Source organism: Variovorax sp. 350MFTsu5.1 (genome assembly GCF_048302515.1).
Taxonomy (GTDB): Bacteria; Pseudomonadota; Gammaproteobacteria; order Burkholderiales; family Burkholderiaceae_C; genus Variovorax; species Variovorax guangxiensis.
In genome coordinates, this window is record NZ_CP157621.1 from 33,638 (window position 1) to 56,658 (window position 23,021).

The following is a 23,021-nucleotide window of genomic DNA, read 5'->3' on the forward strand; positions in this document are numbered from 1 at the left end:
CTATTGGCTTCTCAGCTTCCTAAGATGATCGGCCACAAGGCCTTTCCCGAGTGACGGACCAAGCATTCCTAATCCACGCTCCACGGTTTGTAAGTCCGCTGAATCAAGCAGTGACTCAATCTTTGCTTCTGCGATGCGCGAAATATTGGGTTCCACCTTGAAGCAATTCTCCAAAATTCTGTCGTACTCCGCCCCAAATGTTTCAATGATCGGCTGTGCAACAGTGACCTTCCCCTCGTTGCGCGAAAATATCATGATGTGATCTCTCGGCATATCAGAAGGGACGAACGGAGCATGAGTGGTCATTAACAGCTCTTGATTGCCTCGGGAGCCCGTGAGCTTCTTCAGACGCTGCACAAATTTCACTCGCCATAGTGGATTGAAGTGCGACTCGGGCTCGTCTAATAAAAATAGCGCATTGACATCCTCCACCATGGCGTAAACGCCGAGTACGAGGGCTTGCTGATGCTCGCCATCGGAGAGTGTCACGTAGTCCACTGGCTCTTCGCGTTTTCCGTTTGGCCAAAAGCGAAATTCTTCAAACCCGAACACCAATTCCTCCTGTTGGGGCTCTGGAAGCCTAAGCGCAAATCTTCGATCCTTTACAGCTCTCTCAAGGCGTCTCCGTGCAGGCCTAGGGATCGCGAGATCGTTTAGCAGCGCGAGTTTGTGAAGGTCGCGGTAAAGATCGAATGCGCTATTCCAATAGTGAGCAAACGCTGATCTCGTTGCTTTGGAGATAAAAAAATCAAATGTGTAAGTCTCAGTCTCTGGCTCCAAGTGCCAGCATGTGGCAATTTTTTGAAGCCGCTCAATAATTTGTTCTAGCTCCTTAGTGAGTTGGATGCCTTTGCGCCTAGGCTTTTTTGCCTGCCGAGCTGAAGCGCGATTGATGACGGAATGCGCAAGTCGCACTGTGCAGCGGCAAGACGCCAAATCTGCTAAATTTGCATGGTCCAGGATCTCCTTGCGTACTGCCGGTTTACCAAGAATCATGTTGGCAAAAAGAACTTCCAAATTTGTGCCATAATCAATCATCATCATCCGGTTGTCAGCTACGCCGCTATCGGCCGCTTTCTGCAATGCTGCCGACGCAACATCGCTTGCATAGCCACTTCTGCTCGCGAGAAACGGTAAGCTCAAAGTCTCATTGTCGCCAGAGGTGTAACCGATGATGAGTGATGGTAGATAGCGTCCAAAGGCTTCCTCCGAGGCAGTTATTATCTTTTCTCCGCAGTGCAGCTCAATGGCGGGTTTCGTTCGACCCTTCCTTTTTCGAACTAAGCTCACCTCTTCTACGGCTGATGATCCTCGCGGCGCAATTGAGTAAGTCAACTCGAATGCTAATTTTTCGTTGGAACTAACTCGCTCTTGGTTTGGGGCGTGTGCGTGCCAAGCCGTTTGAAAAATCTCAGCGATGAGTTGCAGGAATTGCGATTTCCCAGATCCGTTAGGTCCTATCAAACAAAGTGGTGAAAGTGCAGCCTTGACATCGTCCGACACTTCGCGGCCGAACAAAATGTCCGCACCGTCAAACAATGCTCCCCCAGCACCAGACTCTTCTACCTGCAGTCGCCGCAATCTCATTTTTTACTCCTCTTTAACAGGATGCGCCCGGTGGTAGCGTCGAAGTCTTGGGTCAATTCCGGCGCCTTTCCTCCAAGCAGCTCAAAAATCGCATCGCGCATCGTATCTCGCTCAAGTGATATGCGCTTGGCAAGATCTTCAAAAATCACACCTTCCTTGGGCCAGTCAAGACTGTCTTTGAGCAGCCACTCTCGTGGGTTATCCGCCATCAGGTTCTCCGGTTGCGCGCTCAACTGAGGTTCTGGAAGCTGGGGTTGAGCTGATTTTTGAATCTGGAGGAGTAATTCTTTACTCCCATTCTCTGCTCGATCAAATTCGCCTTTTTCGCTCTTAAATGCCTTTGAAAGAATAGCGCTGTACAAGCTTTCAAGCATGCCGAGGCTCTTTCCACTTTCCGCTTCTACACGACGCAACCAGCTAAACGCAGCATCGAGCTTGCTCACAATCTCATCTTGCTCTTCCATTGGGAGGACGGGAATAGAGAGCGCACCTAGTTGCTTGGCGTTGACATTGTGAACCCCACTCGTTGATGTCACTTCAGACTCAATTTGCGCGCGCAACGATGGGGCTTGAACCATGTACGCAAGATAATGTGAATTGATCGCATCGGCTTGCGGTCGAATGCGAATCAAGTAGCCAGCGTAGGCCATGCCAGCCGCCTCCTCGCCGACGACTGCTGGGCGCCCGACCAAGTCCGGGCTTCCATTGGATCTCACCACCAGCAGGTCGCCAATTTTCAGCCGAAGACGCTCGTATTCATGTTCGTCGAACTCCGAATACTTCAGTCCGCTCAGATCAATCTGTCCGCCACTGATATTCGGAATGCGCAAGACAGCAACGCCTCTGGCTTCGATATGAGATTTGCGTGCGGTCCCATAGCTCAATTCTTCTGAAACTTCGTGAAGCGGACAATGAGGCGAATTGAATCGTCCTATCAGACTTCCGTCATAAGCGGCTTGGAGGAGTCTCAACTTGTATTGCTGCAGCAACGGCTGAACTCGCATCAGTTCTGCTCGTGCTCTCGCAATTTTTTCGAAAAGACCTGACCTGCCCCCTCCCGGCCGTACCAGCGTAATGGCAGCGAAGTCCGTCAACTTGGAGAATGACGGACATGAGAAAGAGCAGATACACCGAGGAGCAGATCATCGGTTTCATCAAGCAGGCCGAGGCCGGCCTGCCGATCAAGGAGCTGTGCCGCAAGGGCGGCTTCAGCGACGCCACCTTCTACAAGTGGCGAGCCAAGTACGGTGGCATGGAGGTGCCCGATGCGAGGCGACTGCGTGAACTGGAGGCGGAGAACAACAAGCTCAAAAAGCTGTTGGCCGAAGCCCACCTGGACATCCACGCGCTGAACACCGCCTTCGGGGTAAAGCGTTAGCCCCACAGGCCAAGCGTGCCGCCATCGCCACCATGATCGAGCAATGCGATCTGAGCGAGCGACGGGCGTGCAGGCTTGTGGGGCTCTCACGCGACAGTTGGCGCAACCCACCTGAGATCGATGCCATGACCCAGGAGCTCAGCAGCAAGATCGTCGAGATCGCGCATGTGCGCCGGCGCTTCGGCTATCGGCGCATCCACGACATGCTGCGCCCGCATTTCCCCGGCGTGAACCACAAGAAGGTCTACCGGCTCTACAGCGCGGCCAACCTGGCCGTGCGCAAGCGCAAGAAGGCCAAGCGGCCCGTCAGCGAGCGCGTGCCGCTGCAACTGGCCAGGACGGTCAATGAGGTCTGGAGCATGGACTTCGTCAGCGACAGCCTGAGCACCGGGCGGCGCATCAAGTGCCTGACGGTGGCCGACGACTTCAGCCGCGAGTGCGTGAGCATCTCGGTGGACTGGGGCATCTCTGGGCAGTACGTGACGCGGCTGCTGGACCAGGCGGCGGTCTTCAGAGGCTATCCGCTGGCCGTGCGCACGGACAACGGCCCCGAGTTCACCAGTCGCGCCTTCATGGGTTGGGCCCAGACCCATGGCATCCGCCACATCCTTATCGAGCCCGGGCGACCCATGCAGAACGGCTACATCGAGAGCTTCAACGGCAAATTCAGGGACGAGTGCCTGAACGAGCAGTGGTTCGAGACGCTGGTGCAGGCCAGGTCGGCCATCACCGCCTGGCGGCAGGACTACAACGAGGTCAGGCCGCACAGCAGTTGCAATCGCATGCCGCCAGCCAAGTTCGCCGAGCTGCATCGCCAGCGCGCTGGCGATGCAGCTCGGCCCAGCTCAAACACCACCGAGATCAATTAATCTTGCAACCCCGGACTTCCTCGTTATGAATGGCATGGCAAGAGGGGGCAGGTCAGACCGTCAAGCCGATCTACGATTCGACGTTGCTCTGCCATAGGCGCGATGGGGATTTGCATTGAAGCTACGCGGCTACCCGATAACTCCAAAAATGTAGTACCGCTCGCTAGCGATTGGGCATAATCCTTAGCACTTAGCAAGTAGTAGCGCACAAATTCTGGCAGCATCTCGCCGCGCAAAACCAAGGATTTGAAGCCTTGATTTGTGCAGAGCTCGTTCTCTGCAATTACGCAATACCCGATAGGCGCGCGTGAAGAAAAGAGTACACTTCCTTTAGGTATCAATCGGGCACCGCAGTTTTGATAGCCCCGATATGAGAGATCACGCCGACCTCTAGAAATATAGGCCGACTCGTAGCCGGTCAGGTCTGCGGGGGTAATCCACGGTATGCCGCTTTCTGCAAAGTTGTTCTCGTCCCTGCTAGGGGGAGTCCCTCCTCCCACAATCTGTGCAATGTCCGAGGTCTTCGCCCAAGCCCAGCCTGGGGGCAAACTCCAACGAGGTTCATTCATTTGCTTGGCTCGTCAACCTCAATAAAGTCACTGGCAAGTGACTCAATTTCGCTAACAGCCGCGCGCAAATGTGTAAGCAGGGCAGCAGCAATCTCGTCCGGCTCCAGAAGGTGTTCGAGATGTCCTGTCTCTTCGCCCATCCAAGACGGATTAAGATTGTCTTGGCGCTCTGCAATTTCAGCGCGGCTAAACCGCTTCCATCGTCCATCGAAACCTTCCTCGCTTCGCGCTGCCAAACCGTTCGGATTGTCTCCAAAGGCCTCCACGAACTGCTTGAAGTCGTTGTCTGCCAGTGGCCGCGTACGGCCAAAGCGAGGCATGTCATGACGCAAGTCATAGAACCAAATTTCCTCGGTCCCCGGCTCGCCTGGTTTACAACGATTGAAGAACAACACATTTGTCTGGACCCCGGGGCTGTAAAAAATTCCCGTAGGAAGCCGCAAGACCGTATGTAGTTGACATTCGCTCATCAGTTTTTGTCGAATTTTTCGGCCGGCCCCTCCCTCAAACAATACGTTATCCGGCAAGACAACAGCGGCCCGCCCGCCAGGCTTTAGGCTCAACTGAATGTGCTGAAGAAACGCCAGCTGCTTGTTGGACGTAGGTACAGGAATGTCTTCCCTCTGAGCTCTTGCGCTTCCGGCTTTGTTGCCAAACGGAGGATTGGCAAGCACAACGTCAGCTGGCGACAGTTGCTCAGCATCTTTTGTCAGAGCGTCTCCCAGGATCAGTTTCGAATCCAAGTCGTGCAAAAAGCTGTTCATTAGCGCGATGCGATAGGTCCCTTTCTCTATTTCAATTCCTTCGTATTTGGGCGGCTCTTTGGCATAGGCCTTCGCGCTCGCGTGTCGCCTTAAGCAATCGTTCGCTGAAATAAGAAATCCTCCGGTCCCCATGGCCGGATCCTGAATGATTTCGCCAGGCTTTGGCCTCAGCAAAGCGACCATACAATCGACCAAAGGACGCGGCGTGAAGTACTGGCCTGCGCCAGAACGGGAGTCTTGAGAGTTCTTGGCGAGCAGGCCTTCATAGACCTCACCCATTCGGTCTTTTCCGAGATAGTTCCAGTCTAATCTGGCAATGCCCTGAATTACTGCGCTAAGATTTTCTGAGTGTGAAAAAACAGTGGTGGGAAATGCATAAATCTTTCTTACTTTCTCTGTTGAGGCGTGCCCGCCTAGATAGGTTAGCATTTCCCGATAGAAACTAAGAAGATCGTCGCCTTGATAATTAACGAGATTGTCCCAGCGATAACCTTTGGGTAAATTTTCTTCGGATTTGTTTTCTTTGGCGATTTTCAAAAAAAGCAGATAGGTTAGTTCGGATATATATTCGTGATAGCTAACGCCATCGCCCCGCAAAATATGACATAGGCTCCAAATTTTCTGGACAATGGTTTCGGTTTTCATTTTTTAATCTAAAAGCAAATTCATCAAAATATTCTAGTGTCACCTCTCGACCCATTAGAGGCGGTTTCACTATAGTTCTGCCTAGTGACTGCTGTATCTAGAGGCTGTGAATGGGTTCGTGGGCAAAATAAAGGTGAAAGCGTTGAGCGTCTCATTCCCTGTTGTGATTGCTTTAGTTCTCAATGAAAGGCAACTGCGCGCGTTGGGCGAGGATTGGTGGCGTCAACTCGTTGCTAGAACCTGGTCGCCGTCGACGGCAAGCGGTAGTGGGTGGTTCGACTCTCTGCTCAGACCTCTCTTTGCGCAGTTCACAGAAGTTGGCTTGCTCACGCGATTGTCGATGACAGCAATGGTTCGCATGGCGAGGTGTCAGAAAATGAAAGCTGATGCTGGTTTCTGGATCGTAGGTCTGGAGAATTGAGTAGCAGAAAGAGAACAGAAATGCGTCGGTTGATTCCTTGATCTTGCCGTGGCGGGCGTTTTCACCATTGGCCGGCTGCTCGGCGGCGTCATCTGCCTGATTCGTCAGATCACCTTGATCGGATGGCTGCCGGTGACGTTATGGGCCGTGTACAGGCTCGGCCAGTACAAGACCGACAAGAAGATCGAAAAGGCGCGCAACCAAAGGGCCTGACCAAGACGGGCACCGCTGAAAGCTTGCCCGTGCTTATCTCATTCTGGCCGTGCACATCGCTGGAAGTTCAATCGGCAGCATGCGCTGATCTGCAAGAAGGCCGGCGCCCCCAGGTGTCGGTGCGCTTGGCCCGGTGGGTGGATTCCTATTGCATTGGCGGTGCGGTGTATGTCCTTCACTTCCTTCCCTGATGTTCGGCATACCGAACATCAGGCAGCGGCGTGCGGGAATCGGCCTCCGCCTGTCGAAAATCGCGGTTTTCTGAAGACTTACCCGGTTGCCGGCTTGGCTCGGAGTTCCTTCCGGTAGCGCTTCATGAGGGAGTGCATCAGCTCTGCCGGATCTGTTTCGAGCCCGTTGCACAGAAGAACGAGGCTGGTCAGCGAAGGACTGGAGGTGCCGGTCTCGAGCTTGGCGATGAACGTGCGATTGAGTCCCGACGCAAATCCCAGCTCCTCCTGATTGAAGCCACGCGCTGCCCGCCGAGCTTTTAGCTCGGCTGCAAAGGCTTTCAGCAGTGCGGGATCCTGCGTCGATCGCATGCGATGACTCTCATCGCGCGGTCTTCTTTATGCACCCGCTTGTATGGTACAAAAAGAGATGCACGACTCGCTCCGTATCGAATTTGGATCGCAGAGGGAGTCGGAGAACCGGCCAGAACTTCCCCCATTCAGGCCATCCTTGGGGAGCGAAATACAAATGACGCATCGCCACATCGCCTCGCCCCTGCCTACGGCACGTCCGCTGCGCCTGCCCGTCTCGGTGACACGTGCGCGGTCTCGGCGACCGGCGCCCGTCGCGCGCAGCCTGTCGGCGGTCCGCATCGGCGCACAGGTGAGGGCACTGCGCATGGCGGCCGGACTGTCGGCCGGGCAACTCGCGTTGGCGTCGGGGATCTCCGCCTCGATGCTTTCGCGCATCGAGCGGGGCTTGGTTTCACCTTCGGTGGAGACCTTGGAACGGCTCGCGCAAGGTTTGCTCGTGCCGGTGTCGCGCTTCTTCGGCGATCAGGCCCGACGCACGGACTTCTGCCATGTGCGGGCAGGGCAGGGGCTCGTGGTCGACCGCATCGGTGCCGTGGCGGACTACCGGTATGAACTGCTCGGGCATTCGCTGTCCGGCAACCTGTTCGTGGAGCCCTACCTGGTGACACTGCTGCCGGAGGCTGGGCCGTACGTGACCTTCCAGCACCCGGGGCTCAAGTTCCTGTACTTTTTGTCAGGGTCGGTCACCTACCGCTACGGCGTGAAGGCGGTCGAGGTGGGGGCAGGGGACACGCTGCTGTTCGATGCGACGGCACTGCACGGCATCGAAGTGATCCATTCGGGGCCGGTGTCGTACCTCTCGGTGGTGTCCACGTTGCGCGAGTGATCTTCGAATTGGGGTCTGTGCAGAGCGAGGGTTGTACGCTCGCGACGGCTTCCGGAGTCGGCGCTCGTCCGGTGGGAGGCGGTTCTCTCCGGGCATCACAATCGCGTTTACTTCGACAGCGATCGGATCGCAACCTGCGGTCCTTGCAGGATGTACGAGCCCTACTTCGAGAACCTGGATGGCACCCCGGCAGCGTGGGCGGCTGCTGCCGACGCGGCCGCCAGTGCGTACCTGGACGGCAGGCCGAGACGCAGCAGTCAGCGGGAAACCACCGGCTCTCAGCGTGACGCCGCGTTCTGGCGCTGCCCGGCCTGGATGGACGCGCCGCCTGTCTGCTGGCATGGCGAGGCTTCTCGATTGGCGCTGGTGCGCTACTTCTCCCAGGAGCCGGTGTCGAACCCGGCGTTGCTCGAGCGCATCGCGACCTCCTGTCCCGAGGCGATCCTGTTCGCAGTGCGGCGCTCCCGCTTGGCAGTACGGCCCGCGTCGGCGCGTCGTCTCGAACTCGATGCGCTCGGTGCTGTCTCGCCAGAGATGGCTGAGCTACGCTGCGTGCTCGACATCTTCGGGGACGCATACCGACTGCGCCTTGACGAGGTGTCGAGGTGCCAGGGACCGCTCGAGGCGCTGACGCTGTTCGAACTCTTGCTGCTGACCAGCCTGCATGCTTTCGAGCACATGGTGCCGGTATCTCTGGCCGCCGCGTCGCGCGACGAGGCATCGAGGGCCGAGGAGCAGGCCATCTGGCGTGCAATGCACGACATCTTGTGGTGGAAGCTCTCAATGTCCGAGGATGCGGCGCTGCATCTGGACGAGCGCGCAATCGGTCTGGCACTCTCCCGGCATCTCGCGCCGGTGCTCGAGAACACCACGGACATTCGGCCCGAGCGGGTCGCGCTGGCCGAATTGTTGGCTGCGACCTGCGAACTCAACGCCTTCCTGTCGCGTTCGGTCGACGCTTTCTGCTTCGACGATGGCATCCGCTTCGTGCGCCTCGGGGAAGTGCTCGAGATCGAGGAAGTGGACGTCGCCCTGCGTGCCGCCTGGACGCGCGACGGGCGAAAGCTCGAGCGGCTGCACACGTACTGGCTTTGTCGGGCCCTGGACGCTTTCGCCGATTCGCCGATGGCGACGCAGCGCATCGGCCGACCGGAGAATCACGAGGCGAACCAGTTGGCCTACGTCAGGGCGCTGCGCACCCGCCTGCAACTCACCGAGGTGCATGGCGTCGGCACGAGCGTCACGACCGACGCGGGAGAGCCGGTGGACCTGTTCCAGGCGCTGCTCGCTTCGGAGCTGAACTCGGCGTTCTTCCAGCGGGACATCCTCGCTGCCTACGTCGCCCACCTGGAGGCCTACGGTGACTGGGGGCTCGCGCTGCGGCAGCTGGCGATGGACGGCTTCCTGCAGGGCCAGCAGAACCGTCTGCCGCTTACTTGGTCGGGGCGCGCCGAGAAGGTGAGCAACCTGATCGGCTGGACTGTCACGCAGCGCGACCCGCAGGGCAGCGCACTCGTGGCGGGGCGCATCCTGGATTTCTGGAGCAGCGACTGGCGCGCGCTGGCGGAGCGCGCGCGAGGCGGCGCTGAAAAAGAACTGCGGCCGGAGCTTTTCGAGCGTCCCTACCTGCGTTTCGGATCGATGCTGGTCCAACTGCCCTGGCTCGCCGGCGTGCAGAACAACAGCACCGCGGCGCTGAACAACCTGCGGCGTCTCGGGTTGCGCCGCGGCGAGTATCGGGCCGAGACCGCCCGCATCGAGGCAAATCTCGGCGCGGCATTGGCTGCGCGCGGCTTCGCAGTGGTCTTGAACTGGCAACCGCCGCGCAGTGCCTCCGACGATGCCGGCGAGGTGGACCTGATCTGTGCGCGCGACGGCGTGGTCCTCGTGCTGGAAGTGAAGTCGACGTTCCTGCGGCGATCCCAGCGCGAGGCCTGGCAGCATGCCAGCACGACCCTGCGCAAGGCGGGGCGACAGTTGCGACGCAAGGTGGCCGCGGTGCAATCGGCGCTGGCGGAAAGTGCGGCGACGGTCGGTTCTGGAGAAGCAACTGGCGCAGCGGGAACGCCCCTTGCGCAGCGCCTGGGGTTGGCGGCGGCCGGGCTCGACGTCCGAGGGTGGATCGTTGACACGTCGATCGAGTGTGACCATCAATGCTTCAGCGGTTTCAGGAAGGTGTCGCTTGAAGAAATCCTGATCGCGCTGCGCGACGACACTCGGCTGCTGCACGAGCCGCTGGGGGGCGATCCGGCGCCGGATCGCCAGGCGGGAGCGTTGGACAGCCTCTATCCGCTGGGGTTTTCAGGAGAGCGCTTCCTCGAGGTCATCGAATCCCAGGCCGTATGGGCAGGGATCTGAGCGGTGCGATCCACATGCGCAGTTCTGCTCGATGGCGGGCGCACGCTTGCTCTCGAGGCAGCGCTATGCTGTCGCATCCATGAACACGGAAGAATTTTGCGCCTCCCCGATCGGCACGCATGGAAACGTGCTGCTGAACTGGCGTGCCAGTGCGCCCGAAGATGTTGTCGCCTACGCGGTGGCCTACCGCGGTGCCGCGCACGTCTTGAGCGACGCGCTCGAGGGGCGCGGTGATACCGTCCAGATCGATCACGATGCTTGCCCGATCGTGTTTCTCTACCGGCATGCGATCGAGCTGTACCTCAAGGCGATGCTGTATCGCATCGCGAGCATGAGCGTGGACGGCCAGGCGCTGCGGCAGTTGCTGCCCCGGCTGTGGCGCGAGCATTCACTGGCGAAGTTGCTGGACATGGCGCAGCCAGTGCTTGCCGCGATGCGCGAGAAGCTGCCGTTGGCGCTGCGAGCCTTCGACGAGGAGGAACTCCAGTTTCTGTCCGAGCTGGACCGCATCGACCCCGGCTCCTACGCCTTCCGCTACCCGGTCGCTTCCACCGGAGGGCCGTCGCTGCCGGGCGGGTTGCGCATGAACGTCTTCGCTTTTGCCCAGATGGCGGATCGAACCCTTGACGCGCTCCATGTCAGGTGCCTGTACTTCATGGAGCAGGTCCGATCGCTCGAGCCGCAGTTGCGCCTGAGCCTCGGCGCCATGCGCCCCTGAGTGCTGGACTGGCAGCGCGCCTGTAAGTCACGAGCGAGCGGCAGGGCCGCCGCGGGCAAAGGGAGGTAGGCACCACGGACTTCGCGCAAGCGCGCCCCATGTGCGACGAACTTGCTGAGGACGAAACGACGCTCTGGTTTTTCGCTTCTCAAGGAGCTCGGGTTTGAGATCCGTGGAACCGGCGACAACTTCGAGCGTCGAAGCAGTGGCTCGCTTGGTGAGGAGCCGAGAAGAATCGCGGCTGGAAGCGCCTGGGGTCCGAGGGTCTGGATCACTGTGCGCAATTGCTGCGAAGCAGCCTCGGAGCAGCTATCCGTGCTGAGCCTGAGCACCAAGCAGTTCCTTTGGGTGATAGCAACGATGAATATTGCTAGCGGATCAATGCTGGCTTCGGGGTCGTTGGACTGGAGAATTGGGCTGCAGAAAGGAAAGAGAAATGCGTCTGTTGATCGCCCTGATCCTGCCGTGGCTGGCGTTCTTCACCATTGGTCGGCCGATTGCCGGTGTGATCTGCCTCATTCTCCAACTCACGATCATTGGCTGGTTGCCGGCGACGATATGGGCCGTGTACGGGCTCGGCCAGTACAAGACCGACAGGAAGATCGAAAGGGCGCTTCGCCAAAGAAGATGATGGAGGCGGTTGGCACGGAAAGTCGCCCGTCTTCATTCAATCTCAATGATGGCTGCACACATTCTTGATAATTGGTTGGCAGCACCGATCGTCTGAAAGAGTTCGGCGTCCCCTGTAGAGGATTCCGCTTCGCGGCGTCCCATCTACCTGTGTCGTGCGTTCAAGGCTCTAGTGGACCAGCGTGGTTCTATCAGGACCTGCAATACGGATCGACGTGCGAAGGGGCGCCTTCATTCCTCGAGCAACTGGTAGGGGCGGATCTCCAGCGCCAAGGCGAGACGCTCGAGGTTGTCGAGAGAAATGTTGCGGGCTTGGCGTTCGACGTGAGCGACAAAGGTCCGATGCAATCCTGCCTCGAAGGCCAGTGCTTCCTGCGACCACCCCCTCAATCCGCGTAGCCGAATCAAATTCAGCGCGAGCACTTCCCGCGCCGACGCTGCGGGGTGCTTCGAAGAATTCTTGGGGCCAGCCACACAAGGAGTCTTCGAGGAAGCTGCTTTTAAGTCAGCCGTGTTTGAGTCACAATCGGCGAGCCGTCTGCATCTGCGAAGAGCTTGCGTTCATGCGAACTTCTCGGCTTCCTTCTCCGTTTCCCACTGCCCGACCGCCGAGGTTGCCGGCATCAATCGCGCGCGTGCGGCCAAAAAAATCGTCGCAGCCTCAGCGGAGTACGTCCGCTTCGGCCATTGGCGCGCAGGTGAGGGCATTGCGCATGGCGGCGGGGATGTCTGCTGGCCAGTTGGCTTTGGTTTCAGGAATCTCTGCATCGATGCTCTCGCGCATCGAGCGGGGCTTGGTTTCGCCCTCGGTGGAGACCTTGGAGCGGCTTGCGCAGGGGCTGCACGTGCCGCTGTCGCGCTTCTTCGGGGATCAGGCCCGGCGAACGGACTTCTGCCATGTGCGGGCAGGGCAGGGGCTTGTCGTTGACAGGGTGGGGACGGTGGCGGACTACCGGTATGAGCTGCTCGGGCACTCGCTGTCGGGCAACCTGTTCGTGGAGCCCTACCTCGTGACGCTGCTACCGGAGGCAGGGCCGTACGTGACCTTCCAGCATCCGGGGCTCAAGTTCCTGTACTTTTTGTCAGGGTCGGTCACCTACCGCTATGGTGCGAAGGCGGTGGAGGTGGGGGCAGGGGACACGCTGCTGTTCGACGCGACGGCGCTGCACGGCATCGAGGTGATCCATTCGGGGCCGGTGTCGTACCTGTCGGTGGTGTCCACGTTGCGAGAGTAGGCGGGCTGCGGGTTCGTTCCGGCAGGGGCGATTCAGCGCCGGTGGCCCTTCTTCCGGTTGCCGTTTGCCCGTTCCCTGACGAGACAGGAGGTTGATGCTCGCTCCTATATTCAAGGGATGCGCAGGCAGTCGGACTTTCCTAGCATCCTGATGCATTGCATGGGAGGGAAACGCCATGTCGGCTCTACGGATTCTTGGGGCGGCGCTTCTGGCATTGACGGCCTGGAGGGCTCCACTCGACGCCGGATGGCCATGGTGACGCGACAACAGTGCGGCGCATTGCATGCAATGCGCCCATGGCGTGCGCTGGTTGCCAGGCATCGAGACCAAACATCAAAGACTGATCGCCGCGATCCCGTCCAGCACGATCACTCTCCCGGCCATGCGGCGTGCGAGATAGTCCTCGCGGAAGAGCCAGAACGCGAGGAAAGCGCCGATGACGATGGACACCGGCGTGCCCAGCATGGCGGTGAGAACGAGGATTTAGGTGAGCGGGGACGGTCCGCCTCGCCCCTGGTGGATGTCGCATTTTTCATATGAGCGGGGCGAGCAGCTCGAAGGCAGCGCCGGGAATACCGCACGAATTTGAAGGCCCGCGTTCGAAGAAGCGACCTGACCGATGGTCCAGGCAAGCCTTCAGAAGGCGCTCTTGACGATGCTGCAGTCGACGCGAAGGGCCACCCCCATGGTCGCCGAAGCGAGTGGACTTGCACGTGGACCACGAGGAAGGCCACTTCCTGTGGCGATGCGAAGCGCTTGATCAGCGAGGTCGGGCGGATGTGGTCAAAGAACTCCGCCTCGACCTGCTCGAAGCTCTTGTCGCTCAAGCGCGCTATGCTTCCACGAAGTCGCCGACGCCGCGCGACACAGCGAACTGGGCGGTCTTCGCTATGCCGTAGTGGATCATCTCGGTGAGTATCTGCACCGCGGTTTCGCTCGAGACATCGTATCGGTCGGTTCATGGGCTGCGTTCAGAAGGCGTGGTTCACGCCGAGCTGCAGGCCCGACGAGCGCCGGCCCGCCACACCGGCGGGCGACGAGTCGGCTACCACGTAGGCAGCATTACCGCGGTTGCTGATGCGTGAGTAGGCGCTGTACAGCGTGGTGCGCTTGCTCAGGTTATGTGCGTAGCCGATGGCGAACTGGCGGGCGGTGCCGCCGGTGCCGGGGCTCGGGCCGGAGCGTTCGGAGCGTGCGAACGATACCCGGATCTGCCCCGCGCCCACGGGAACCGACGCACCGATCAGCGCGTTCGTCTGCCGCTCGCGTCCCAGCCGATGGCGCAGGTGGTTGGCATAGGCCTTGACCACGCCGAAGTCATAGCTGCCGCCGACGGTCACGGTACGGTAGTCGTCGACGCCCACAGCGGTCTGCCCGTAGGCGGCCGCTACGTTGAGCGGGCCCGACTCGTAGCCCAGCCGGCCGCCGCGGTAGCCGGCGCCCTGGACACCTTCGGCCGCCGCGAACATGAACTGCCCGTACAGGCCGCCGAGGCCGCGCGGCAGGAAGTAGCCGGCCGAGTTGCTGGCGCGGGCCTGCGTGCGTGCACGGCCCAGGCCGAGCGGCCAGCCTTCGACGATGTTGCTGCTGCCGCCCACGCCGACCGTCCCGAAGGGCGAAAAGCTCGACACGTTCCAGAACGTGGGCGTGTAGTCACGGCCCAGCCGCAGCTCGCCGAGGTCCTTGGTCATCAGGCTCACGGTGGAGCGCCGGCCGAAGCCGCCTTGCGTCACGCCGGTGTCGGGCAGCACGGCGGTCTCGAGCCAGAAGCCGGCCGCGAGTCCGCCGCCCAGGTCTTCCATGCCGCGAAAGCCAAGGCGGCTGGGCAGCAGGTAGCCGCCCTGGTCCATGGCCTTGGTCGAGGCGTGGCCGGCTTTCGAGTAGGTGAAGTTCAGGTCGATGCTGCCGAACACCGTCACGGACGATTGGCCCTGGGCGGCGCCGAAGGCGCCCATGGCCGCAAGGGCAAGCAGAAGTTTGAGTTGTTGTCTCATGTCTTTCTTTCGAAGCGCAGCGGTCGAGGGTGATCAGCTGTCGATGCGGATGCCGGCGCGCCGGATGAGCGCGGTGGTCGAAAGGACCTCTTCGCGCACCTGCTGCGCAAAGGCCTGCTGCGGCATCGGTGCGGCGTCGGCGCCGAGCTTGTCCAGGCGCGCGCGCACCTCGCTGGTCTTCAGGGCGCGCACGGTCTCCGCATGCAGATGCGCCACGGTGCGCTCCGGTGTCTTGGCGGCCACGAACATGCCGACCCAGAACAGGTGGTCCGCGTCACCGACGCCGCTTTCGGCGGTGGTCGGCACGTGCGGCAGCAGTGGCGAACGCCGCGGCGCGCCGATGGCCAGCGCGGCGAGCTTGCCGCCTTGGACCAGTGGGGCGGCCAGCGCCAGCGGCGCCAGGAACCAGTCAAGCCGCCCGCCCATGAGGTCGGTGAGCGCCTGCGGCGTGCCCCGGTAGGGGATGTGCGCGGCCTCGATGCCGGTGGCGATGCGGAACTTCTCGCCCGCGATGTGCGAGGCGCTGCCGTTGCCCGAAGAGCCGTACACGAACTTCTGCGGGCCTGCCTTCACCTTGCGCACGAGGTCCTGCAGCGAAGTGAAGCCGCGGTCGGGCGGCACCACCAGCACATTGGGCATCGACGCCAGCATGGTAACCGGCGTGAAGTCGTTCAGCGTGTCGTACTTGAGCCCGGGGTAGAGCGCGGCGTTGGCGACGTGGCCGGTCGAGTGGATCAGCACCGTGTGACCGTCGGCTGCGGCGTTGACCACCGCGCTGGCGCCGAGCGTGCCGCCCGCGCCGGGCCGGTTGTCGACCACGCAAGGCTGGCCGAGGTACTGCTGCAGACGTTCGCCGACGATGCGGCCTACCACGTCGGTGGTCGATCCGGCGGTGAAGGGAATGACCAGCTTCACGGGCTGGTTGGGGTAGGCGGGCTGTGCGAAGAGCGTGGTGGGAAGGCCGGCGATGCCGCCTGCAGCTGCTGTGAGGCGAAGCAATGTCCTGCGATGGATGTCCATCGTTGTCTCCTTGTTGTGCGTGGGGGAGGGCCTACCTGCCGGGCAGGCCCCGAAGTGATGAACGGGGCTGCGCCCCGGGAACGTTCAGGGCGCCAAAACCAGCCGCTCCATCGAGCCTTCGAGCACCTGCAGGTAGGCCTGGCGCGCACGGTCCAGCGGCAGCACCGAGCCGTCGTTCACGTCGAAGCCCTGCAGGCTGCCGTCTTCGAAGCCCGGCAGCAGCGTGCGGAACACGTCCGCGCACTGGCTGGCCGTGAGCTTCAGGCTGTCCACGCCGAGCATGTGCAAGTCGCGGCGGTAGAAGGCCATGATGTCGAAGGGCACGTTGCGGTCGGGCGTGGAGATCAGGATCTGCGTGCCGCCGACCTTGAGCGATGCGAGCGCTGCGGCGAAGTACGGTGAGCCGACGGTGTTGTAGGCAACGTCCACGCCTTTGCCATCGGTCATCGACAGGACTGCCTGTGCGATGTCGTCGCGCGTGCCATCGATCACCTCGACCTGCGCGCTCGCGTGGCCCGTGTACCGGGTGGCGCCGCGCTCGACGCCGATCACGCGCGCGCCGGCGCGCGTGGCCAACTGCACGGTGGCCTGACCGACCTTGCCGTTCGAGCCGAGCACCAGCACGGTCTGGCCGGGGCCCGCGAGGTGGGCGCGGCGCAGGCCTTCATATGCCGTCACGAAGGGCACGCCCACCGTGGCGGCCGAAGCCATGGCGATGCGCTCGGGCTTGGCGACGAGCGCTGCCACGGGCAGCACGAGGTAGCGCGCGTGCGTGCCGTCGCGCGTGATGCCGAGGTCGCCGCCGGTGCCCCACACGGCGCGGCCGATCCATTCCGACGGACCGGCGACGACGCGCCCGGCGTAGTCGCGGCCCGGCGTGCGGGGCCAGATGGCATATGGCATCAAGCCCAGTGCCGCCTTGACGTCGCTGGGGTTGATCGCCGCGGCAAGGACTTCGACGATGGCGCAGCCGGCCGGTGTCTCGGGCTGTGCGATGTCAACCAGGTCGGGGTTCAGTGCATCGGAGCTCGGGGCCCCGGCGCTGAGGCGAAGGGCGCGCGGTGGTGTCCTCATGGTGCTATGTCTCGTGGTACGGAGTGAAGTGAAGAAAATGTGTGTGCGTTCAGGGCAGCGGCGGCGTAGGCAGGCACGTTTCGCCGGGCTCCAGCCGCAGTTCGAAGTCGAGGTGGAAGTGGCCCGCGCTGTCGGGTTCGAAGTCGCGCAGCAGCGAGCCCACCGCGCCGAAGGCCGCGTCGCTGTAGGCGTACGGATCGCGCGCATCGAAGATCTGCGTCGTCAGCACCTTGTGGCCCGGCGCGATGGCGATGAAGTGCAGGTGCGCCGGGCGCATGTGGCTGCGGTTCTGCAGCGCCAGCAGCTCGCCGCAAGGTCCGTCGGTGGGCACGCCATAGCCCGAGGGCTGCACGCTCTCGAACCAGAAGCGGCCGTCGGCGTCGGTCTCGAAGACTGCGCGCAGGTTCATGTCTTCCTGCTCCGGGTCCTGGTTTTCGTACAGTCCACTGGGCGCGGCCTGCCAGGTTTCGATGCGGGCACCGGCGAGGGGCGTGCCGTCCAGCGACAGCACACGGCCGCGTACATGCAGCGTCTCGCCGGCCGTGTCGTCGGTCGCGATGCGCACGCCGTTGGGCCTCACCGGCTGGTTCGCGCGCCAGAAGGGGCCGATGAGCGCCGGCTCGGTGCCGCCCGCGGCGAGCACGGCCTTTGCGTCCATGAGCAGCACCAGCGTGGCGAGGCCGAGGATGTCGGCAAGCAGGATGCCTTCGTGCTTGCTCGGGCCGGTGGCCTGGCCGATGCGCACCATGAAGTCCAGGCCCTTGAAGAGCTCTTCATAGGTCAGCGTCACTTCCGAGGCGAAGGCGTGCAGGTGGCGGATCATCGCGTCGAGCACGGTGCGGGTGCGCGCGTCGCGCGTGCCCTGGTTGGCGTCCAGCACGGCCTGCAGCAGCGCCTGGGCGTTGGCGGGAATCGAGCGCTGCGCAGGCGGTGCCTCGGTATCCGTGGGCGTCTCGGTGGCAGAAATCATGGGAAGTCCTGGAGAGTGAAGAAAATGAAATCGGCACGATGCCGCCCGGCACGCATCGGCGCACCGCTGTGGCTGAAGGGGCGTGGGGCCGCTAGTCGGCGCGGATGCGCGCGCGGGTGGCGACGGCGGTCCAGCGCGGCACGTCTTCGGCGACGCGCGCAGCGAGGTCGGCGGGCAGGCTTGCGACCGTCTCGAAGCCGAGTTCTCGGGTCTGGCGCTGCACGTCGTCGAGCGCCAGGATGCGCCGCACCTCGGTGTGCAGTCGCTCGATGGCGGCGACAGGCGTGCCCGCCGGCGCGAACAGCGCCTGCATGGTTTCGGAGCGGTAGCCGGCAAAGCCCGACTCCGCCACCGTCGGCACCTGCGGCAGCTCGGCCCAGCGCGCGCGGCTGCCGACGGCCAGCACCCGCAGCGTGCCCGCCGCGATGTGGGCCTTGGCAGCCGGCAGTGCGGTCAGCGCGCAATCGACCTGTCCGCCGAGCACGGCCTGCACGGCAGGGGCCGCGCCGTTGTAAGGCACGTGCAGCAGCTCGATGCCGGCGCGCTGCCACAGCAGCTCGCCGCCCAGGTGCACGCTGTTGCCCTTGCCGGGCGTCGAGTAGGTGAGCGCGCCTGGTCGGCGTTTAGCGGTGTCGATCAGCGCCGACAGGCTGGTAAGTGGGCTCGTCGCCGACACCACGATCACGTCGGGTGAGCTGACGGCGAGCGACACCGGTGCGAACTGGCGCAGCGGGTCATAAAGAGGCTTGTCGGCAAACAAGGCCGGATTGGTCACGAACGCGGACGAGACCAGCAGCAGCGTCTGGCCGTCGAGTGCGGCGCGTGCCACCGACGCGATGCCGATGTTGCCGCCGGCGCCCACGCGGTTGTCGACGAGCACCGGCTGACCCAGTGCTTCGGCGAGCCGCACGCCCACGATGCGCGCGATGATGTCCGAGGTGCCGCCGGCGGCGAACGGAACGACGATGCGCACAGGGCCTTTGGGGCTCCAGGTCGGCTGGGCGCGAACAAGGCCGGCGCCCAGCGCCGCGAGTGCAGCGGCGATGGCGTGTCGCCGGTTCATGCCGTGTGCCACGCCGCACGTCGGCATGCGGCATGCGGCCTGGAAGTCCTGGGGGATCGTCATTTTTTTGTCTCCTCGGGCGGTGCCTATGAGCCTTGCGCAGTTCGGGCGGTCGGCGCGGCGACTACTTGCTTTCTGGCGCCGTCTCTTTGATATAGCCGTCGGTTCCGTAGACCAGGCCGGTGGCCTCTGCAGCCCTGACGACATCCTCGTGCCAGGCGATGCGCCCGCATTCTTCGTCGGTTCCACCGACGACCGAATACACCACCAGCGCGTGATCGTTCGGATTGCGGAAACCGCGCATCACGCCGATGGGGCACGAGATCACGTCCCACTGGTTGAGCATCACGGAGTACTGGCCCTTCTCGCCCCAGATGACCTCCATCTGCCCGTTCAGCGGACAGAAGACTTCCTCGGTCTTGTGTGCGTGAAGGCTGGCACCCTGGCCCACCGGGATTTCGATGAAGGTCACGCCGAAGCGGTGGTTGCCTGGAATCGCCGGCTGGACACCTTTGTTCTCCAGGACGCCGCGGTTCATGATCTTGTAGATGTTTTTCTTCATACCCGGCAGCCGGCTCTCGATGAAGGTCTCGCCGTAGGGCGTGACCTTGCCCCAGCGGGCGATGCGGGTGGATTCCATTTCCTGGAGGGTGGGGTCCATGTCTATTCCTTGATGCGATGATGTTCGGATTCGTTGAAAAAGCAGCGGATTACGTTCTGCGAGGCCCACTGTAGGCAACGGTCATTCGTGCGTCCATTACCATTTTTCGAGCGGCTCGATAACATTTCGGTATGGGGAGTGCGATGCCCATCGACCACTCTTGCTGCAACGACTTGGACCCCCTGCATGGACCTCAGACAGCTTCGGTATTTCGTGGTACTCGCCACGCAGCAGCACTACGGCCGCGCCTCTGCCGTACTGCACGTCGCGCAGCCAGCGCTGAGCCGGCAGATCCGCCTGCTCGAGGAAGAACTGGGCGTGCGCCTCTTCGAGCGGCACGCGCGCGGCGCGACACCGACCGAAGAGGCTGTGTTCCTCATGGAGCGCGCATCGTTCCTGCTGCGCTATGCCGAGCAGATGAAGCAGGACATGACGGCGCGTCAACGCGACCCGAGCGGCCCGGCGGCCATCGGCTTGTCGCCCGCTCTCGCGCTGCTGCTCGCCGTGCCACTTGCGCGCGCGGTGCGCGAGCAGTTTCCCGATGTGCGGCTGCGCATCGTCGAAGGCTTCTCGCAGTCTCTGCTGGGCATGCTGGAGCAGGGGGCGGTCGACATCGCGATCCTCAACGGGCCGATGCAGTTGACCAACGTGCTGGCGACGCCACTCATGACCGAAGCGCTGTGCCTCATCGGGCGCACCGATGACGCGCGGCTGATGCGCATGACGAAGATCAAGCTGCCCCGGCTGGCCGGCCTGCCTCTGGTGATGACGGGCGTGTCCAAGTCGGGCGTGCGGCTCGAGTTGGAAGCGGCAGCGGCGCGCGCGGGCGTGGTGCTGAACCCTGTGGTCGAGGTCGAGACCTTGAGCGTGGCGGCTCGCCTGGTGGAAGAAGGCCTGGGCCTCACGGTTCACTTCGCCGCGGTCGTGCAGGACGAGATCGAGGCCGGACGCCTGGTCGCGATTCCCATCGAGGGGCTGCGCTTGCGGCGCGTGCTGGCTCGCGCTTCCGACCGGCCGCCATCGCGCGCGACCGAAGTGCTCATCGACATCCTGCGGGCCGTGGTGCAGGAGCGCGTGGATTCGGGACGCTGGCCGCATGCGATGCTGGACCGCTGAGCGCCGCCACGCCAGTTGGACGATGTCGACACTCGCGGTGGCATCTTCGGAAATTCTGAGTACTTCGGATTTTCGCGAGTGAAAATTCTTTTACTTCAAGCATGTACGCCCAGCACGAAGATGCTGGATGCTGCCATTGAGACCGTGGCCGAAACCACCGACTGGCCCGTGGCGCACCGCGATCGTGGTGCGCCACTACGCTGGCCAGGCTGGCTAACAAGAATGAGCGACGCGCATCTCACTCGCTCGACGCCTTGCAAAGCCTGCTCGCCTGACAACGCGGCCCGCGAAGGCTCTTCGGTCGACCTCAGACCGAACTGTTTTATCCTCGGTACTGGGCGAGCACCACCGTTGAGGAATTCATGGAAGCGGTGGGTTCCTGCATCCGTGGGTGCAACCAGAAGCGGATCGAAATCTCTCTCGGCCCCATCGAATACCGTGGGAACCTTGGTCGGCAGCGAAGAAATTCGCTCGGCCGCGCCAGCCTCACAAAAATGAGCTATGGAATGCTGGACCAAGCACGTGTAGAGGCCGCGGAAAAAGAGGCCGAACAAGCGACTGACATCGCCGGGCGACTTGCCCCCTGGTTGCCGCTGTGGGCCGACGGGGATGAAGAAACGCGCAGTGCCGCCTTATCTGCCTTGGCAGATTCTCGATCAAGAGGGGATGCAGTGACGAAGGTGTTCGTCGAAGCCGCCTGCGATCCCCTTCCAGCCGCGAGATGTCAAGCCATGTGGTGGTTCGGCGACGAGGAGGACAGGGGCGTCGGCACGGCGGCATTCGAGGCGTTGACGGCGGGCTTGCGGGACGTGGATGCCTGCGTGCGCGCCGCCGCCGCTCAAGGTCTGCGTTTCAGCGACCCCGCTGCGATCGAACCGCTGTTGGTCGCACTGCGCGATACGGAGGCCGATGTGCGCAGCAACGTCGTGATCGCTCTCAAGGACTTCGACCTGCCCGTCCCGTCCATCTTCGAGGCTTGATCCGCGTTTTCCACCACGATCTCGACTTGGAGGTTCGAGAGAATGCGCTCCATGCACTGGCTTACCTGGATGGGACCCAGGCATTGGATGTGCTCCGCTTGGCTGCTCGCGCCGAGGACTTGAGGCTCCGGTTGGCCGCTGCAATGGCGCTTGGCGATTCACGCTCGCTGCCTGAGGCGCATCGGCTTGAACTCGTTTCGTTGATGCTGGCGGATACCGATGGGGAAGTCCGTGAGCGGGCCGTCCGCTCGCTAGCCCCTCTGTTCGACGAGCAGCCTGGCGCTGCTTCGCTTCCGCTGCTGGCTGCGATTGGCGATGGCGAAGCCATCGAGCCGCTGATCCGCACTTTGGACAGACGTGAGCCTTACGTGCGTCGACGCATCGTGTGGGCGTTGAGTTTCTTCACCTCAACGCGTGTGATGCCGGTATTGACCGGGAGCTTGTCGGACCCTGCGCCCGACGTGGCCTGTACCGCAGCCAAGGCGCTGCTGGAGACGCTTACGCCAGCCCAGGTTCGTGCGTTGCTATCTCGCGTGCCCCTGCTTCGTCGGTTACCGGCGCCAGCGCGCGAGCTACTGCGCCGCGAGCGCGAGTACGAATTGGAAGAAGGTGATGGTTCTTCGGGTCCGAGGTGTCAGCGTCTGGTTCGGTTGGGAGCCACAGAATATGAATAAGCCCGGCGAACGAATCGAGCGAGGTTGCGATGAGTCGTTGGAACTGTTTTGCCACGCAGTGACGCCGCGAAGACACTGTCCGCAATGAGAAATGACGATTGGTACGAGCGGCTCGAGAAGATGATGATCCGGAACCATAGAGAAGGCAGGTAAGGCATGAATGCAGATCGACTGTTTACGCTGGTTGGAATGACCGATACAGACAATGACGTGATCGATGCGATCAAGGTCAATGGGGGGTCCATCGATGCGCTTTCTCCGAAGAAGCTCAAGGAGTTGACGATCGACTTCGTCCAGCTGAATGATCTGGGTGTTGTGCTCGCATTCACGCCAAAGGAATTCTTCTCTCGAAACTATCGAGATCCGATGGGGTCTGGTCCGTATGCGATGAGTGGCGTGTTCTATTACCCGAATGGAGCAGCCAAGGTGTCCGCATACCTGGGATCCATTCCGTTCGCCACGGGTTCGGTCGGGAGCCGGGAGGAGGCGCTCGCGGCTTTCGGGGAACCGCAGGAAACCGAGGAAGAAGACGGCGACGTCTATTGGGATATCTGGATGAAGGATGGCCGGCAGGTCAAGGTGGACTACAACGATGAATTGGCGGTAAAGACGGTTCTGGTCTCGTTCCCGATGAAGGATTGAGAACTCGGTTTCGATGCGTGCGGGCAGGCGCGGGACAGAAGGGATGGATATGAATGACGGCCTTACCGA

Annotated in this window: 23 protein-coding genes and 4 pseudogenes; 12 read left to right on the forward strand and 15 right to left on the reverse strand. The window is 61.9% G+C overall.

Annotated features, from left to right (window positions below):
- Entirely contained in the window at positions 1 to 1,587 is a 1,587-nt protein-coding gene (locus ABL843_RS31540) for a restriction system-associated AAA family ATPase (RefSeq protein ID WP_418120756.1), read from the reverse strand.
- Positions 1,584 to 2,591, reverse strand: a complete 1,008-nt coding sequence (locus ABL843_RS31545; RefSeq protein ID WP_418120757.1) for a hypothetical protein — start codon at positions 2,589 to 2,591, stop codon at positions 1,584 to 1,586. The genes ABL843_RS31540 and ABL843_RS31545 overlap by 4 nt, the downstream gene beginning before the upstream one ends.
- 107 nt (positions 2,592 to 2,698) lie before the next feature.
- On the opposite strand from ABL843_RS31545, the gene ABL843_RS31550 reads away from it, so the two are divergent.
- A protein-coding gene (locus ABL843_RS31550) for an IS3 family transposase (protein WP_418116623.1) occupies positions 2,699 to 3,834 on the forward strand; the annotation gives its coding sequence in 2 pieces (ribosomal slippage) (positions 2,699 to 2,960 and positions 2,960 to 3,834; 1,137 coding nt in all).
- A 23-nt stretch (positions 3,835 to 3,857) separates the two neighbouring features.
- On the opposite strand, the gene ABL843_RS31555 is transcribed toward ABL843_RS31550, so the two are convergent.
- Complete coding sequence (locus ABL843_RS31555) at positions 3,858 to 4,403, reverse strand: restriction endonuclease subunit S (protein ID WP_418120758.1); 546 nt, start codon at positions 4,401 to 4,403, stop codon at positions 3,858 to 3,860.
- Positions 4,400 to 5,812 (reverse strand): N-6 DNA methylase, encoded by a 1,413-nt coding sequence (locus ABL843_RS31560; RefSeq protein WP_418120759.1) that lies wholly within the window; start codon positions 5,810 to 5,812, stop codon positions 4,400 to 4,402. The genes ABL843_RS31555 and ABL843_RS31560 overlap by 4 nt, the downstream gene beginning before the upstream one ends.
- 458 nt (positions 5,813 to 6,270) lie before the next feature.
- Here ABL843_RS31560 and ABL843_RS31565 point away from each other — a divergent pair.
- A pseudogene (locus tag ABL843_RS31565) lies at positions 6,271 to 6,446 on the forward strand (YqaE/Pmp3 family membrane protein).
- Between the two features lie 269 nt (positions 6,447 to 6,715).
- Here ABL843_RS31565 and ABL843_RS31570 read toward each other — a convergent pair.
- Positions 6,716 to 6,988 carry a helix-turn-helix domain-containing protein gene (locus ABL843_RS31570; RefSeq protein ID WP_418120760.1) on the reverse strand — a complete coding sequence of 91 codons (273 nt, stop codon included), beginning with the start codon at positions 6,986 to 6,988 and terminating at the stop codon, positions 6,716 to 6,718.
- A 265-nt stretch (positions 6,989 to 7,253) separates the two neighbouring features.
- Between ABL843_RS31570 and ABL843_RS31575 the strand changes: the two genes are divergently transcribed.
- From ABL843_RS31575 to ABL843_RS31590, 4 genes are all read left to right on the forward strand, one after another.
- Positions 7,254 to 7,817 carry a helix-turn-helix domain-containing protein gene (locus ABL843_RS31575; RefSeq protein WP_418120860.1) on the forward strand — a complete coding sequence of 188 codons (564 nt, stop codon included), beginning with the start codon at positions 7,254 to 7,256 and terminating at the stop codon, positions 7,815 to 7,817.
- A 150-nt stretch (positions 7,818 to 7,967) separates the two neighbouring features.
- The gene (locus ABL843_RS31580; protein ID WP_418120761.1) at positions 7,968 to 10,175 is read left to right on the forward strand and encodes a hypothetical protein; all 2,208 of its coding nucleotides are present in this window, start codon (positions 7,968 to 7,970) and stop codon (positions 10,173 to 10,175) included.
- A gap of 79 nt (positions 10,176 to 10,254) precedes the next feature.
- A complete protein-coding gene (locus ABL843_RS31585; protein ID WP_418120762.1) occupies positions 10,255 to 10,893 on the forward strand; it encodes a hypothetical protein in 639 nt (212 codons plus the stop codon).
- Between the two features lie 436 nt (positions 10,894 to 11,329).
- Positions 11,330 to 11,524, forward strand: coding sequence for a YqaE/Pmp3 family membrane protein (locus ABL843_RS31590; protein ID WP_418120763.1), 195 nt, complete (start codon positions 11,330 to 11,332; stop codon positions 11,522 to 11,524).
- A 230-nt stretch (positions 11,525 to 11,754) separates the two neighbouring features.
- Here the strand turns inward: ABL843_RS31590 and ABL843_RS31595 are convergent, their stop codons facing one another.
- Together ABL843_RS31595 and ABL843_RS31600 are read right to left on the reverse strand one after the other, a co-directional pair.
- The gene (locus tag ABL843_RS31595; RefSeq protein WP_418120764.1) at positions 11,755 to 11,946 is read right to left on the reverse strand and encodes a helix-turn-helix domain-containing protein; all 192 of its coding nucleotides are present in this window, start codon (positions 11,944 to 11,946) and stop codon (positions 11,755 to 11,757) included.
- 238 nt (positions 11,947 to 12,184) lie between these two features.
- Positions 12,185 to 12,307 (reverse strand): hypothetical protein, encoded by a 123-nt coding sequence (locus ABL843_RS31600; protein WP_418120870.1) that lies wholly within the window; start codon positions 12,305 to 12,307, stop codon positions 12,185 to 12,187.
- Here ABL843_RS31600 and ABL843_RS31605 point away from each other — a divergent pair.
- Complete coding sequence (locus ABL843_RS31605) at positions 12,249 to 12,758, forward strand: helix-turn-helix domain-containing protein (protein ID WP_418120765.1); 510 nt, start codon at positions 12,249 to 12,251, stop codon at positions 12,756 to 12,758. The genes ABL843_RS31600 and ABL843_RS31605 overlap by 59 nt on opposite strands.
- Before the next feature lie 333 nt (positions 12,759 to 13,091).
- Here the strand turns inward: ABL843_RS31605 and ABL843_RS31610 are convergent.
- The 8 genes and pseudogenes from ABL843_RS31610 to ABL843_RS31645 all read right to left on the reverse strand — a co-directional run.
- Positions 13,092 to 13,241, reverse strand: a pseudogene (locus ABL843_RS31610) (transporter); the annotation flags it as partial.
- A gap of 153 nt (positions 13,242 to 13,394) precedes the next feature.
- Positions 13,395 to 13,701: pseudogene (locus tag ABL843_RS31615) on the reverse strand (oxidoreductase); the annotation flags it as partial.
- A gap of 28 nt (positions 13,702 to 13,729) precedes the next feature.
- Complete coding sequence (locus ABL843_RS31620) at positions 13,730 to 14,752, reverse strand: porin (RefSeq protein ID WP_418120766.1); 1,023 nt, start codon at positions 14,750 to 14,752, stop codon at positions 13,730 to 13,732.
- A 33-nt stretch (positions 14,753 to 14,785) separates the two neighbouring features.
- Entirely contained in the window at positions 14,786 to 15,772 is a 987-nt protein-coding gene (locus tag ABL843_RS31625; protein WP_418120767.1) for a Bug family tripartite tricarboxylate transporter substrate binding protein, read from the reverse strand.
- 84 nt (positions 15,773 to 15,856) lie between these two features.
- Entirely contained in the window at positions 15,857 to 16,846 is a 990-nt protein-coding gene (locus tag ABL843_RS31630) for a quinone oxidoreductase family protein (RefSeq protein WP_418120768.1), read from the reverse strand.
- A gap of 49 nt (positions 16,847 to 16,895) precedes the next feature.
- Positions 16,896 to 17,816: a dioxygenase gene (locus ABL843_RS31635; protein WP_369662837.1), complete on the reverse strand. Its 921-nt coding sequence runs from the start codon at positions 17,814 to 17,816 to the stop codon at positions 16,896 to 16,898.
- A 91-nt stretch (positions 17,817 to 17,907) separates the two neighbouring features.
- Positions 17,908 to 18,942, reverse strand: a complete 1,035-nt coding sequence (locus ABL843_RS31640) for a tripartite tricarboxylate transporter substrate binding protein (RefSeq protein ID WP_369662838.1) — start codon at positions 18,940 to 18,942, stop codon at positions 17,908 to 17,910.
- A 61-nt stretch (positions 18,943 to 19,003) separates the two neighbouring features.
- Positions 19,004 to 19,540: a cupin gene (locus ABL843_RS31645; protein ID WP_184641791.1), complete on the reverse strand. Its 537-nt coding sequence runs from the start codon at positions 19,538 to 19,540 to the stop codon at positions 19,004 to 19,006.
- Positions 19,541 to 19,726: 186 nt separating this feature from the next.
- Between ABL843_RS31645 and ABL843_RS31650 the strand changes: the two genes are divergently transcribed.
- From ABL843_RS31650 to ABL843_RS31670, 5 genes and pseudogenes are all read left to right on the forward strand, one after another.
- Positions 19,727 to 20,656: a LysR family transcriptional regulator gene (locus ABL843_RS31650; RefSeq protein WP_184641792.1), complete on the forward strand. Its 930-nt coding sequence runs from the start codon at positions 19,727 to 19,729 to the stop codon at positions 20,654 to 20,656.
- Positions 20,657 to 20,776: 120 nt separating this feature from the next.
- Positions 20,777 to 21,108: pseudogene (locus ABL843_RS31655) on the forward strand (IS3 family transposase); the annotation flags it as partial.
- Positions 21,109 to 21,387: 279 nt separating this feature from the next.
- Positions 21,388 to 21,636 carry a HEAT repeat domain-containing protein gene (locus ABL843_RS31660; RefSeq protein ID WP_418120861.1) on the forward strand — a complete coding sequence of 83 codons (249 nt, stop codon included), beginning with the start codon at positions 21,388 to 21,390 and terminating at the stop codon, positions 21,634 to 21,636.
- Positions 21,633 to 22,310 (forward strand): HEAT repeat domain-containing protein, encoded by a 678-nt coding sequence (locus ABL843_RS31665; RefSeq protein WP_418120769.1) that lies wholly within the window; start codon positions 21,633 to 21,635, stop codon positions 22,308 to 22,310. The genes ABL843_RS31660 and ABL843_RS31665 overlap by 4 nt, the downstream gene beginning before the upstream one ends.
- A gap of 156 nt (positions 22,311 to 22,466) precedes the next feature.
- Complete coding sequence (locus ABL843_RS31670; protein WP_369662840.1) at positions 22,467 to 22,952, forward strand: hypothetical protein; 486 nt, start codon at positions 22,467 to 22,469, stop codon at positions 22,950 to 22,952.
- The last annotated feature ends 69 nt before the right edge of the window (positions 22,953 to 23,021 follow it).

Coding starts and splice junctions, on each gene's coding strand:
- ABL843_RS31545 (WP_418120757.1), bottom strand. CDS start 2,591: ATGCGAGTTCAGCCGTTGCTGCAGCAATACAAGTTGAGACTCCTCCAA.
- ABL843_RS31640 (WP_369662838.1), bottom strand. CDS start 18,942: ATGACGATCCCCCAGGACTTCCAGGCCGCATGCCGCATGCCGACGTGC.
- ABL843_RS31635 (WP_369662837.1), bottom strand. CDS start 17,816: ATGATTTCTGCCACCGAGACGCCCACGGATACCGAGGCACCGCCTGCG.
- ABL843_RS31540 (WP_418120756.1), bottom strand. CDS start 1,587: ATGAGATTGCGGCGACTGCAGGTAGAAGAGTCTGGTGCTGGGGGAGCA.
- ABL843_RS31600 (WP_418120870.1), bottom strand. CDS start 12,307: ATGCGCGAGAGCATCGATGCAGAGATTCCTGAAACCAAAGCCAACTGG.
- ABL843_RS31590 (WP_418120763.1), top strand. CDS start 11,330: ATGCGTCTGTTGATCGCCCTGATCCTGCCGTGGCTGGCGTTCTTCACC.
- ABL843_RS31630 (WP_418120768.1), bottom strand. CDS start 16,846: ATGAGGACACCACCGCGCGCCCTTCGCCTCAGCGCCGGGGCCCCGAGC.
- ABL843_RS31570 (WP_418120760.1), bottom strand. CDS start 6,988: ATGCGATCGACGCAGGATCCCGCACTGCTGAAAGCCTTTGCAGCCGAG.
- ABL843_RS31620 (WP_418120766.1), bottom strand. CDS start 14,752: ATGAGACAACAACTCAAACTTCTGCTTGCCCTTGCGGCCATGGGCGCC.
- ABL843_RS31650 (WP_184641792.1), top strand. CDS start 19,727: ATGGACCTCAGACAGCTTCGGTATTTCGTGGTACTCGCCACGCAGCAG.
- ABL843_RS31555 (WP_418120758.1), bottom strand. CDS start 4,403: ATGAATGAACCTCGTTGGAGTTTGCCCCCAGGCTGGGCTTGGGCGAAG.
- ABL843_RS31560 (WP_418120759.1), bottom strand. CDS start 5,812: ATGAAAACCGAAACCATTGTCCAGAAAATTTGGAGCCTATGTCATATT.
- ABL843_RS31580 (WP_418120761.1), top strand. CDS start 7,968: ATGTACGAGCCCTACTTCGAGAACCTGGATGGCACCCCGGCAGCGTGG.
- ABL843_RS31625 (WP_418120767.1), bottom strand. CDS start 15,772: ATGGACATCCATCGCAGGACATTGCTTCGCCTCACAGCAGCTGCAGGC.
- ABL843_RS31660 (WP_418120861.1), top strand. CDS start 21,388: ATGTGGTGGTTCGGCGACGAGGAGGACAGGGGCGTCGGCACGGCGGCA.
- ABL843_RS31585 (WP_418120762.1), top strand. CDS start 10,255: ATGAACACGGAAGAATTTTGCGCCTCCCCGATCGGCACGCATGGAAAC.
- ABL843_RS31605 (WP_418120765.1), top strand. CDS start 12,249: ATGTCTGCTGGCCAGTTGGCTTTGGTTTCAGGAATCTCTGCATCGATG.
- ABL843_RS31645 (WP_184641791.1), bottom strand. CDS start 19,540: ATGGACCCCACCCTCCAGGAAATGGAATCCACCCGCATCGCCCGCTGG.
- ABL843_RS31670 (WP_369662840.1), top strand. CDS start 22,467: ATGAATGCAGATCGACTGTTTACGCTGGTTGGAATGACCGATACAGAC.